We start from the raw sequence: 12466 nt of genomic DNA on the forward strand, positions 1-12466 counted from the left end.
GTGTTTACTAATTTCATTACTGGAGCATAATACTTCAATTATTTAAAAATAGAATAAAATGAATGACAGATACCACCCAGCAATCATTGTTATAAAATACCATTAGCGTAAAAACTAATGGTATTTTGTATTTTTAATCGTTCTAACATCCTTACTCTACTTCTCCAACGACTGAAAAACGTTTGTTTTTGTGTTGTATATTTTCAATTTCATCTAAAACCGCAATTGCGTAATCCGCATAGCTAATATAGCTTTCACCTTTTGAATTCAAGATTAATTGATCTCCGCCTTTTTGGTAAGAACCAGTACGTTTACCTTCAGAATCAAAAAATCCTGCTGGACTAATATAAGTCCATTGGATCCCGCTTATAGTTTGCAGTTCTTCTAAATTTTTACTCATGTTAGTAGCTGTTGGAAGGTAAGCTTTAGGGAAATCAGGGGTTTCCATTACTCGAACTGTTTTTGCCTCATCTACAAAAAGACTTCCTGCTCCCCCAACGACGATCAATCTTGTATTTAGAGTACCTTTTAATGCTTCGATTAATACTTTACCTGCTTCAACATGCTGATGTTCTTGTCCTGAAGCAGCACTGAATGCATTTACTACTACATCAAACTGTTCAACATCTTGTGATTTTAAATTAAAAATATTTTTTTCTACTACTGCAACCTGTTTGTTTTGTACTTTAGTTGCATCTCTAACAATAGCAGTAACTTCGTGTTCTCTTTCCACAGCTTCTTTTAGAATAAGGCTTCCTGCCTTACCACTTGCACCAATAATTCCAATTTTCATCTTATAATCCTCCTATATTAACCAATTTATATGTAACCAAACAGGTTACATGTAATTATTATAGTTACAGGTTTTATTCCAGTCAACAAATAAAATTTTTTTATTATGTTTATCTTTTAAGGTATAATAAACTTGTAACCAATATAATTACATGATATAAATATTGAATTACTCAGTTTAGAATAAATAAGAAAGGTGATTTAAGGTGTCCATCAGCAGCCGATTTGCGGTAGGAATTCACATATTAGCTCTAATTGAAATAAATAAAAAGGGAACAAACTCTTCAGAATTTTTAGCTTCAAGCGTAAACACGAATCCAGCCTTGATAAGAAAGATTATGGGAATGCTTAAAAAAGCAGGTTTAATTGAGGTACATCCAGGTATTGCAGGAGCTATTGCAGCAAGAGAACTATCTGATATTACATTGCTTGACGTTTATAAAGCAGTAAATGTTGTCCAGGATAAAGAGTTATTTAGCGTACATCAGAATCCAAATCCAGAATGTCCCGTAGGCAAGAGTATCCAGCAAACAATAGAACCATTATTTATAGCTGCTCAATCGGCTATGGAGAAGGTGTTAGGGAATGTAACCCTAGAGGATGTGGTGAAGGATATTACGAATAAAAATATATAGTATGCTATAAAAGACATGCTTGATAATGTCTTTTATTGTTGTAAAACTAACCTGCAGCGTCAGTTCATTAAGGGAACACTCCGTAAAAAAAATGCTAATATTTTTTAATCTAATAAGATAATTGGAAAAATCCTAAAAACAAAAAAATGTAGAGAAAATATTACTTTCTCTACAATCTGAAAGGCTTCTATGGAAGCAACATAGAAGCCTTTTTTAGCTTGTATTAAATTAATTGATATACCCTTGCTTCAAACGGTTTAAATGTAATCGTATCTCCGTTTTCCTCAAGATCGTCTCGGTAGTTACTTAAAAGTAATTCCTTCGTTTTACCCTTTAAATCATCTGGCAAACGGAAGCTAGTCGTCGTTTGGAATAGGTTAACGAACACAACCACTTTTTCTCCATTTAACGTTCTTGTATATGCATAAATATGATCATGCTCTTCTAAAATAAGATCGTAGCTGCCGTAAATGAGAACATCATGATCCTTTCTTAATTGAATGAGTTTTCTATAATAATGGTAGATGGAATCGGAATTTTCCTTTGATTCCTGCACATTGATTTCTTGATAATTAGGATTCATCTTTAACCATGGCGTGCCTGTTGTAAAGCCCCCATTTGCTTCAGATGACCACTGCATCGGTGTTCTAGAATTATCCCTTCCATTCTTCCAAATAATCTCCATAATTTCTAAATGAGATTTCCCATTTTCTCTTTCAAACTTATACATGTTTTTAATCGCCACATCATTATAATCATCAATGGACGGGAACTGGACATTTGTCATTCCTATTTCCTGACCTTGATAAATAAATGGCGTTCCTTGCATGAGAAAATACATTGTTGCAAGAGCTTTTGCTGACTCATTTCGGTAGTCTTCATTCCCCCAAGTAGAAACCGAACGCGGCTGATCATGATTTTCTAAAAATAATGCATTCCAGCCCATACCATCCAATGCTTTTTGCCATTTTGTCAGTGTTTTTTTCAAAGCATGAATATCAATTCCACCATCTACGCTTCTTCCCCAAAGAGAAAGATGCTCAAATTGGAAAATCATATTAAAGGCGCCTTTTTCTTCTCCAACCCAAGTTTCTGCTCCATCAGCACTTACTCCATTTGCTTCGCCAACCGTCATAATGTCATATTTATCAAAGGTTTCACGCTTAAGCTCATCAAGAAATGCATGAATACCTTCACGATTCATATGGCCCTTAAATGATGGTACATACTTTAATTTTTTAGGGTTTGGTAAATCTGGGAACCCTGGAACCTTTTTAATATGAGAAATGGCATCAACACGGAAACCGTCGATTCCTTTATCTAACCACCAATTAACCATCCCATATAAATCGCTGCGAACCTTAGGGTTTTCCCAGTTTAAATCCGGCTGCTTGCGCGAGAATATATGCATAAAATATTCCTTTGTATCTGGGTCATATTCCCAAGCTGAACCGCTAAAAATAGATTCCCAGTTATTTGGCTCTTTCCCTTTTTTCTTCTTGGCTTTCCTTCCTTTTCTTCCGTTTTTCCAAATATAATAGTCTCTATATGGACTATCCTTTGAAGAACGTGATTCAATAAACCAAGGATGCTCATCAGAAGTATGATTAATAACAAGATCAAGTATGAGCTTCATTCCTCGGCGATGAACTTCTTCAAGAAGTTCATCAAAATCACTCATCGTTCCAAAATCACTCATAATCCCCTGATAATCACTAATGTCATAACCGTTATCATCATTAGGTGAAGAGAATATCGGACAAATCCAGATTACATCTATACCAAGCTCCTTTATATAGTCCAGCTTGGATATAATCCCTTGTATATCTCCAATACCGTCACCATTCGAATCCATAAAACTTCGTGGATAAATTTGATATGCTACTGCTTCTTTCCACCATATCTTTTTCATAAAAAATCTCCTCAGTCTCTATTATTAAACTAACCTAAACCATCACAACCGCAATCGTTTGCGCGTTTTAATATTTAAAGGTCTATTAAACCTTTATATCCACTATCTTCATTCAATTCCCTATCTACTATAAGGGGATAATATTAGTTTCTCGGGTCATCCTTTTGGACAAACTCTAATTATCGATATCTATTTAGTACGATTCCATATCTATAAAAATAATAAAAATAAATGATGTATTGTTCCTGAGAAATAAATCAATTCCCATTGAAAAAATATTCCAATCCTCTACAAACAACATATTACTTATCTGATTACATCTTATAATATTACCCTTAAATTGAACATAAATGATATGATTAAAAACATAGACAATTTTGCTATTTAATTTATCACTCTCACTAGCTCCAGTATTTTTTTATAGTCTCTAGAATCATGCTTACAACTTAAAGTTGGCTTTAAGTCAAACAAAAAGGTGAGGAGAATTTATAGAAAAGTCTCTCTCACCTCAAACGCTTGTATTATGAATTCTCTTCTTCATTTGGATAAAGAACGAATTTGTATGTATTTCCTTTTAACTGATCTCCATGGAATTCAATTTTACGATTTAAAATATCCATGTTTTGCGCAATCTCACTTGATGCCCCCATAATAATGACAACTTTCCCTTCAATATTTGACATGATTAATTTCTCTTTTATTCCTGTTACAAATCCACTTTACAACTAAAAGTTAACTTCAAGTCAAACGATAGGAGCATAATTTTTTATTTCTTCTATCTAAACACTTTGAGCTTTGTTCATTTTCCTCTTTATAAAAACAACGCCCAAACTAATGATAGAAATCAATAAAAGGAAGATAGAATTTGCAAAAATCAATGACTGAACAGCATGGACATCCAATAATTGCGAAAACAAAGCACCCTCATAAGGGGAAAGTGTGGCTCCTATGTTATAAGAAACCAGCACCACTGTGGTTCCAAGTGTCGCCATTTTGGCAATTTGCTGCGTAAATGTATGAAGTAGATACGGCATGATACACCGAAAAGAAAAGCCAATGACCATTGAAGAAAATGTTGTTAGTAAGATCCTTTCTGAAATAGTAGTTACATACATAAAAATTCCAAGCAATAGAATGGATACAGGCATTATATAATCCTTTAATAATTGAAAAACTTTTCCAAATGCAAAACCAGCAATAAATGCTCCTAATCCAATAAAAGCAATCATATTGCTGCCATTTGTTGCAGTGCCAATATTTTTTTCAAGAATCAGAGGGGTAATTTGGATATTATAATTAATAAAAATCGTTACAATTACAAATAACAAAGTTCCATAACTAATTATCAAGCCATAGACGCTTCTATCGTTTGAACTATCTAATATCGCTATTTTTTGTTCTACTTTTCTCTTTCCTATTTGCTTCTTGTCGTCCGGAACAAAGAAAAAGAAGGCTAAAAAAATGGGGAGTGCTAGAGCATAAACGAAAAACGAAGTATGCCAGCTGATTTTCAACAACTGACCCACCAAAAGCGTAAGACAAATGCCGCCTAATCCTTCAAAGGAACTTTCCATTCCAATTGCTTTTGCTCGTTTACCTAGATCGTTTTTGAACAAATCACTGATCATTTGAATAATTAAGCGATTAAAAAAACCGATACCTAAACCAAATATACAACGTGAAAGAAACAATAACGAGAAGATATCATGCTTCAGTGCAGGAAATATCCCTGAAAAGAAGACAAGTCCTAACCCAATCAATATTGTTTTTTTCTTTCCAATCCATAGTTCTAACCGATTCCCAATTAAAATACCAAGAACAACAAATAGGGAAGGAATGGTTGTTAGCAGTCCTACATGTGTTGGATCTATAGTTGAAAATTCCTTCGTGATTGCTGGAATGTTTGCGGCAATAGCTGGACCTGATGAGATTAACAACGCAGCTGACAACAAAGAATATAATTTTACATTCTCAATACGCATGAAAAATATCCTACTCCTTTATTTAGTGATTAATGCTTATTCATGAATATTTTCCGTTTTATTCATTCTTTTGAGTTCTGTCTCTTTTGCAAACAATTTGCCAGCATAGTCCTCAATTTTTCCATCTAATTTTTTTATTGTTTCGTCGATTTCTTTCCTTTTCTCTACCAGCCGCTCTCTTTCGTCAACGAGGATATTTTTGCGAGCCTCTAAGGTACTGTCTCCCCCTATAAATAAAGTCGTATACTCAATTAACGCTTCAATCGTTAATCCAGCATTACGCATACATTTTACAAACTCTATCCATTTCATATCATCTTCATCGTAATCACGAATGCCACTTTCTTTTCGGTTTACCGGTGGAATCAGACCAACGCGTTCGTAATATCTGAGCGTTGCTGACGTTAGGTTAAACTGTCTTGCCACTTGTGCAATATTCATTTTCTTCACCTCGCTAACTTTTATACTTTGAATCTACCATTTAAAGTTAGCTTTAAGTCAAGGAACTTTTTCAACATGTTATCGCTTGCTTTAAAGTACACTTTAAGGTCTATACTTCATCATGTAGCGAATAAAAAATTAGATGAGGGAGTGACTGAAGAATGGCGGAAAAACAAACAGCGGGACGAGATATTTTAGGAGAGTTCGCGCCAAAATTTGCTGAACTTAACGATGATGTCTTATTTGGTGAAGTATGGGCAAGAGAGAAAGAACTATCTCCACGTGATCGCAGCATGATTACAGTTTCTGCGTTAATCGCTGGCGGAAACTTTGAACAATTGACTCCACATCTAAAAAAAGCGACGGCGAATGGGATAACGAAAGAGGAAATTGCGGAAATCATTACGCATCTTTCGTTTTATGCAGGATGGCCAAAAGCTTGGTCAGCCTTTAATATCGCAAAAGAAATCTATAAAGATTAAAAGAAAGTAGGGATTAAATATGACAAATGAAGAATTAAGCAATAGCACCATCTTTCCACTAGGAGAAAAAGTGGAAGCAAACTTTATCGGGGACGCCTACTTACAAATGGTGTTTACTGATGCGACACCACTCAATGCACCTATCGGGAATGTAACCTTTGCTCCTGGAGCTCGCAATAACTGGCACTCTCATAAAATTGGGCAAGTTTTGTTAGTTACAGGTGGTGAGGGTTGGTATCAAGAAGAAGGAAAACCAGCACAATTGCTCAAAACTGGAGATGTAGTGAATATTCCTCCGCATGTAAAACATTGGCATGGTGCGACAAAAGACAGTTGGTTTGTGCATTTAGCAATTACGCCAGGAGAAACGAATTGGTTAGAACCTGTTGATGATGAATGGTTTAATAAATTATAAAAGCAACTCATTCGCTCGGCATTTTCGTTGCCGTGGAATCACCCCGAGGTTTAGAGAGCCAATTTATGTAGTACAAGAAAAAATCAACGTGGAGTTTCTTTTCTATAAAAATAAGATCTTGAGAAGAAGATTATGTAAAAAGAAATCCATCCTTTTCAATGATTATTAAAAAGATGGATTTCTTTTCATTTTTTATTCATTTCCTAATTTACGACATCTTAACAGTTTTATCTGCGTACTGTTCGATAATAAATTTCCTGAAAAGCTGTGCGGACGGTGGCATATAGTGATTTTCACTCCAAGCAATGCCGATGTTTCTGGAACACCTCGGCTCCTTAAGCTTCAGCCACGAAATGCCGTCCATTTGTAGTGCAGGAGTAGCTGGAAGTATCGAGACACCAAGTCCTGCCGATACGAGTCCGGCAACAGTAATGACCTCCTCACCTTCGAACTTAATTTTTGGAGTAAACCCCATTTTTTGAAAAAAAAGGTCCAAAGTATCTCGCAAACCACAATTGGGTTTAATACCTATAAAGGGTTCATCCATAATTTGATAAAGTTCGATTTCCTTATTTTGCGATAAATGATGTCCGGTTGGAACGGCAACAAATAATTCTTCCGTCAGTAAATCTAGTTTCCGTATCCCTTCCTTTAAAACGACAGAAGAGGTTATGAAAAAGTCACACTTTCCTTGCTCTAGTTTTTGCATCGCTACATCGTTTGAAAATTGAGAAAGTTCAAATTGGATGTTAGGGTATTTCTTGCCAAACTCTCTTAGTATTGTAGGTACCAATTGAGTTCCAGTAATATGCAAAAAAGCTAACGAAACGGTGCCGGAATTTGGATTTAGTTCTTCTAACAATTCCTGCTTTCCTTTTTCAACCTCTGTAATTGCCACCTCTATTCGTTTCAGAAACATCTTCCCATACCGATTAAGACAAACCTTTCGACCTTGGCGTTCGAAAAGTGGAACTCCCAACTCTTCTTCAAGCTTTGCAATGGAACGGCTAAGAGCAGGTTGGGTAATATGAAGTATTTTTGCAGCCTGAGTAAAATGTTGTATCCGCGCTAGCGTTTGAAAATATTCGAGTTGATTCCACTCCATTTAAAGAACTCCTCTCTTTTACAATCCATTACTGTAATGAATGATTTTGATAATTATAATAAATTGGACGTATGAATAAGTCAACTGTTATCATTTTTTTGTAATACAACATTTGCAACTCAGGAAAGGAATGATTTCAATGACCAATACAATGAAAGCTGTTGGACTTTATCGCTATCTCCCTGTCGACAATCCGGAAAGCTTACTAGATGTGAACATACCCAAGCCTGAACCAACCGGACGCGATTTACTGGTGAAAGTAATGGCAATCTCGGTCAATCCAGTGGACACTAAAGTTCGCTCTCCTAAAGATATAGCTGAAACAGATCCACGTATCCTGGGCTGGGATGTGGCAGGTATCGTACAAGAAATTGGAACGGATTGCACACTGTATAAACCTGGTGACGAAGTTTACTATTCAGGCAGCATGGTTAGACCAGGCGGATACAGCGAATATCATCTAGTTGATGAAAGAATAGTCGGAATAAAACCAAAAACGGTGACTTTTGCCGAGGCTGCATCACTTCCTTTGACAAGCATCACGGCATGGGAAATATTATTTGAGCGTTTGTCGATTCCTGAGGACAATAAATTGAATAAAAACAAGTCAATTTTGATTATTGGAGCTGCAGGTGGTGTTGGATCAATTGCTGTCCAATTAGCTCGGTTGGTCGGGTTGACCGTTATCGGTACTGCTTCGAGAGAAGAGACATCAAAATGGGTAAAAGAACAAGGAGCAGTTGCTACAATCAACCATAATGAACCTTTAACCCCTCAATTAAATGAGTTGGGATTTGACTCTGTTGATTATATCTTTTGCCTGAGTGCGCCAGATCCGTATTTGAAAGAGATGGAGGAAATCATCATGCCTCAAGGCAAAATGGCTTGGATTGCTGACGCCAACCAACCATTCGATGCGACCATGCTCCGCAAAAAGAGCGTGACGCTATTTTTACACAGTATGTTTACAAAGTCTATGTACCAAACATCTGATATGATTCAACAGCATCACTTGTTGAATCAAGTATCCGAATGGATAGATGCTAAGAAACTTAAAACGACCATGACTTATTGTTATGAGCCAATTAATGCTGAAAATCTCAGACTTGCTCATAAAATGATTGAATCAAGGAAGACGATTGGAAAAATCGTTCTTCAAAAATTTTAAGACCTAGTAAAAAATAACGATTTAAATCTTGTAATTCAACTAATAGAAGATTTCCTTATTCAATTAGACAAGCATCTATACATCTAATATAAAGGTTTTGGAGAAAAAATTATGAGAGAAAAAAACACAACGAAATCTTACTCGCGAACAAAAGGCATTACGTTAATACTAACTTGCGCAATATTATGGGGGGTATCAGGTACTGTTGCACAGTATGTGTTTCAAGAAAAAAACTTGAACGTAGAATGGTTAACTGTCGTGCGTTTATTATTATCAGGTATTTTATTGTTAGCATTTTCTTATAGAAAAGAAAAAAACATATGGAAAATTTGGAAAAACAGAAGAGATGCATTAAGCCTTACACTATTTAGTATCATAGGTATGCTATCACTTCAATATACTTTTTTAGCAGCTATTCAACATGGAAATGCAGCCACAGCTACAGTGCTTCAGTTTTTAGGTCCTGCACTTATTACTTGTTATTTAGCCATTCGTTCTAAGCGACTCCCTACTTTAAAAGAAGCCAGTGGTGTATCGTTAGCTATTTTAGGAACTTTTTTTCTTGTTACACATGGAAATATTCATAGTCTATCAATTTCTGGATGGGCACTATTTTGGGGATTGAGTTCAGCGCTTACACTCGTTTTCTATACCTTGTACCCTTATAGATTACTGCTAAAGTGGGGATCTACTATTGTAGTAGGTTGGGGAATGTTAGTGGGAGGCATAGTACTTAGCTTTATTCATCCTCCTTGGAAAATTGAAGGGCAATGGTCTTTCCCTACTTACGCCGGAGTTATATTTATTATAATATTTGGAACACTGGTAGCTTTCTACTGCTATTTAGAAAGCTTAAAATATCTTAGTGCTTCTGAAACTAGTATTTTGTCTTCCGTAGAGCCTTTATCCGCAGCCTTTTTATCAGTTATTTGGCTACATGTAACTTTTGATTTTGCAGAATGGATAGGAGCATTATGTATTATAAGTACAATTTTTATCTTGTCAGCTAAAAAGACAGAAGTAAAAGAAATTAATTGTTAATAAGCAAAAAGCCTCATTTATTTTGCTTTTCCCCTTATCAAGTAGACAGATTAAAAGCCTCAACCAGTGCAACCTAGTATTTTATTTTGGTGCACTGGTTGAGGCTTTTTGGAAACATTTATAGTTATACTGATACTAACGAAATTAAATAAGCTACTAGTAAAGCCGATTTACTATTCAGATGATACTTAATGTTCGATAAGATAATATTATTTTAAATGATAAGTAAAAAAATAAAGTCACATAAAAGGAACATCTTTCTATACTATCACTGAAAAACAATTCATTTCAATAAGACTATTTTTTAAAGTCTACCTTACTACTCGTGTCAAATGTGATTTGTTTAGCTTATCTTATTCATAATGATTTAAAAATAAAAAAGTTGACATAGTCCACTAAACAATTTATCATTTGTTGACATAGTCCACAAAAAAAGAGAGGGATACTATGAACCTTAACGATAATATTGTTGCTGATATAAGGCGATTTAATCGGTTTTATACGAATATACTTGGTTTGTTAGATAAGCATGTATTTAAAGCTGAGTATTCTTTTACAGAATCACGGGTAATTTTAGAGATTGGTTTCATGGGACAGTGTATAGCAAACGATTTAGTCGAAAAACTCGATATTGATCGCAGCTATATGAGTAGAATCATTGCTAAGCTTATTAAAGATGGTCTACTAATTAAGGAAAGTTCGACATTGGATAACAGAACGAGTCTAATTCGATTGACACCAAAAGGGACTGCTTTTTTTAATCATTTAAATGAAAAATCTGATGAACAAATAGTGAAATTACTACAAGGTTTGTCACAAAAAGAAATAAAAGAAATACATGCTTCTATGTTGTTGATTCATAAGAAATTAAATAGGTCTGAGGAGGATATGCATGATACGATTTGAAAATGATTATGCCGAAGGTGCTCATAAGCGAATTATGAAACGATTAATTGAAACCAATGAAGAGCAGACACCCGGATATGGTATGGATGAACATTGTAAAAAAGCGAGAGTTTATATTAGAGAAGCATGTTATGCAAAGAATGCAGATATACATTTTTTAGTTGGAGGAACACAAACGAATACAACAATTATTTCCTCCATATTACGCCCCCATCAAGGGGTAATTTCTGCAATTACCGGTCATATTGCAGTACATGAAACCGGAGCAATTGAAGCTACTGGTCATAAAGTGCTTACTTTGCCGAGTGATGATGGGAAAATTCGAGCAGAACAGGTAAAAGAATTATATGCTGCTCATTGGAATGATGCGACTCATGAGCATATGGTACAGCCGGGCTTAGTATACATTTCTAATCCCACAGAGAATGGAACAACTTACAGTAAATCCGAATTGGAAGGATTAAGCAAAGCTTGCCGGGAATGTGGTTTGCCATTGGTTATGGATGGGGCTAGATTAGGATATGGTCTGGTTTCAAAAGACAGCGATTTATCCTTAGCTAATATTGCATCACTTTGTGATGTTTTCTATATTGGGGGAACGAAAATAGGAGCATTGTTTGGTGAAGCAGTAGTCATCATAAATGATAATTTTAAAAAAGATTTTCGGTATATGATCAAGCAAAAAGGAGGATTATTGGCTAAAGGAAGATTATTGGGGATCCAGTTTGAAACCTTGTTTGAAGATGGCTTATACTATGAAATTTCCAACCATGCTGTGGAAATGGCGATGATGATTCGAGAGGCATTTGTTGAAAAAGGCTTTTCATTAAGGTACGATTCCAAAACAAATCAACAGTTTCCTATTTTACATAAAGATGTGATAACGAAATTGAGCAAAAAGTATTCCTTTGCCATTTGGGAAAAAGTCGACGAAACTCACAGTGTTGTTAGATTTTGTACCAGTTGGGCTACAAAAAAGGAAAATGTTGAAATACTGATAGAAGATATTAAGAAATTAGAGTCGTGACGTGTGAATGGTGTGACTTGAATCAATTAGTTTATCGGTTAAAAGAAGATGCAAAAATGTTAACGAAGAAGTGATATGCAGAGAATAGTTTCTTTCCGCAACTACACGCATATCGGAGTTCTCTATAAAATATCACGCTATAGCGTTCAAATACTTTCAAGTGTTTTATTTTTTGTATCCTACAATCATGAACTTTTTTTGTTCTCAGGCTACAAATTGGACAAGTATGTTGCTTTACTGGCATTTCTACATGGAAACAAAGTTAACCTCCACTGTTTCCACTTTTTTAATCAGCACTTCTTCTAATCCTAGTAAAACTATGTAAAATTCATGATGCACGTATCCCCACTCTATACTAGTTTCTAGTCAACTCAAGTATATAAGAATGGGTGATATCGTGCATATTTTATTTCTTAGAATTGTGTTTGAACCCCAACATATTTATTATAGAACCATAAAAATAAGCATAAAAAAAGAACATGATCTGATAAAAACTATATCAAATCATGTTCTTGTTATATTTAAAATAATAGCACTTCTTTAGACCACATTGATGATAA

The 12466-nt window shown here is 35.1% G+C and carries 14 protein-coding genes; 7 read left to right on the top strand and 7 right to left on the bottom strand.

Annotation, left to right across the window (positions count from 1 at the left end):
- Nucleotides 1-151: 151 nt before the first annotated feature.
- Entirely contained in the window at nucleotides 152-793 is a 642-nt protein-coding gene (locus ACTYA4_RS04550; RefSeq protein WP_443480418.1) for an NAD(P)-dependent oxidoreductase, read from the bottom strand.
- A gap of 205 nt (nucleotides 794-998) precedes the next feature.
- Here ACTYA4_RS04550 and ACTYA4_RS04555 point away from each other — a divergent pair, with 205 nt between their 5' ends.
- The gene (locus ACTYA4_RS04555; RefSeq protein WP_445505549.1) at nucleotides 999-1427 is read left to right on the top strand and encodes an Rrf2 family transcriptional regulator; all 429 of its coding nucleotides are present in this window, start codon (nucleotides 999-1001) and stop codon (nucleotides 1425-1427) included.
- Between the two features lie 223 nt (nucleotides 1428-1650).
- Here the strand turns inward: ACTYA4_RS04555 and ACTYA4_RS04560 are convergent, their stop codons facing one another.
- The 4 genes from ACTYA4_RS04560 to ACTYA4_RS04575 all read right to left on the bottom strand — a co-directional run bounded on the left by ACTYA4_RS04560 (nucleotide 1651) and on the right by ACTYA4_RS04575 (nucleotide 5762).
- Entirely contained in the window at nucleotides 1651-3339 is a 1689-nt protein-coding gene (locus ACTYA4_RS04560; protein ID WP_443480420.1) for a glycoside hydrolase family 13 protein, read from the bottom strand.
- Nucleotides 3340-3860: 521 nt separating this feature from the next.
- Nucleotides 3861-4022 (bottom strand): hypothetical protein, encoded by a 162-nt coding sequence (locus tag ACTYA4_RS04565; protein ID WP_445505550.1) that lies wholly within the window; start codon nucleotides 4020-4022, stop codon nucleotides 3861-3863.
- Between the two features lie 96 nt (nucleotides 4023-4118).
- A complete protein-coding gene (locus tag ACTYA4_RS04570) occupies nucleotides 4119-5321 on the bottom strand; it encodes an MFS transporter (RefSeq protein ID WP_445505551.1) in 1203 nt (400 codons plus the stop codon).
- 36 nt (nucleotides 5322-5357) lie between these two features.
- Entirely contained in the window at nucleotides 5358-5762 is a 405-nt protein-coding gene (locus ACTYA4_RS04575) for a MerR family transcriptional regulator (RefSeq protein WP_445505552.1), read from the bottom strand.
- Between the two features lie 161 nt (nucleotides 5763-5923).
- Here ACTYA4_RS04575 and ACTYA4_RS04580 point away from each other — a divergent pair, with 161 nt between their 5' ends.
- Together ACTYA4_RS04580 and ACTYA4_RS04585 are read left to right on the top strand one after the other, a co-directional pair.
- Nucleotides 5924-6244 carry a carboxymuconolactone decarboxylase family protein gene (locus ACTYA4_RS04580; protein WP_445505553.1) on the top strand — a complete coding sequence of 107 codons (321 nt, stop codon included), beginning with the start codon at nucleotides 5924-5926 and terminating at the stop codon, nucleotides 6242-6244.
- 19 nt (nucleotides 6245-6263) lie between these two features.
- Nucleotides 6264-6659 carry a cupin domain-containing protein gene (locus tag ACTYA4_RS04585; protein WP_445505554.1) on the top strand — a complete coding sequence of 132 codons (396 nt, stop codon included), beginning with the start codon at nucleotides 6264-6266 and terminating at the stop codon, nucleotides 6657-6659.
- A 208-nt stretch (nucleotides 6660-6867) separates the two neighbouring features.
- Here the strand turns inward: ACTYA4_RS04585 and ACTYA4_RS04590 are convergent, their stop codons facing one another.
- On the bottom strand, nucleotides 6868-7764 hold the full coding sequence (locus tag ACTYA4_RS04590; RefSeq protein ID WP_445505555.1) for a LysR family transcriptional regulator: 897 nt from the start codon (nucleotides 7762-7764) through the stop codon (nucleotides 6868-6870).
- A 139-nt stretch (nucleotides 7765-7903) separates the two neighbouring features.
- Here ACTYA4_RS04590 and ACTYA4_RS04595 point away from each other — a divergent pair, with 139 nt between their 5' ends.
- The 4 genes from ACTYA4_RS04595 (at nucleotide 7904) to ACTYA4_RS04610 (ending at nucleotide 11906) form a co-directional block, all read left to right on the top strand.
- Nucleotides 7904-8932 (top strand): zinc-binding alcohol dehydrogenase family protein, encoded by a 1029-nt coding sequence (locus tag ACTYA4_RS04595; RefSeq protein ID WP_445505556.1) that lies wholly within the window; start codon nucleotides 7904-7906, stop codon nucleotides 8930-8932.
- Nucleotides 8933-9043: 111 nt separating this feature from the next.
- Nucleotides 9044-9973 (top strand): DMT family transporter, encoded by a 930-nt coding sequence (locus ACTYA4_RS04600; protein ID WP_445505557.1) that lies wholly within the window; start codon nucleotides 9044-9046, stop codon nucleotides 9971-9973.
- Between the two features lie 447 nt (nucleotides 9974-10420).
- Entirely contained in the window at nucleotides 10421-10879 is a 459-nt protein-coding gene (locus ACTYA4_RS04605) for a MarR family winged helix-turn-helix transcriptional regulator (RefSeq protein WP_443483675.1), read from the top strand.
- Nucleotides 10866-11906 carry a threonine aldolase family protein gene (locus tag ACTYA4_RS04610; RefSeq protein ID WP_445505558.1) on the top strand — a complete coding sequence of 347 codons (1041 nt, stop codon included), beginning with the start codon at nucleotides 10866-10868 and terminating at the stop codon, nucleotides 11904-11906. The genes ACTYA4_RS04605 and ACTYA4_RS04610 overlap by 14 nt, the downstream gene beginning before the upstream one ends.
- A 31-nt stretch (nucleotides 11907-11937) precedes the next feature.
- Here ACTYA4_RS04610 and ACTYA4_RS04615 read toward each other — a convergent pair whose 3' ends face one another.
- Nucleotides 11938-12150 carry a transposase family protein gene (locus tag ACTYA4_RS04615; protein WP_443483673.1) on the bottom strand — a complete coding sequence of 71 codons (213 nt, stop codon included), beginning with the start codon at nucleotides 12148-12150 and terminating at the stop codon, nucleotides 11938-11940.
- Nucleotides 12151-12466 lie beyond the last annotated feature (316 nt).

It is taken from the genome of Niallia yueguangensis (genome assembly GCF_052663115.1).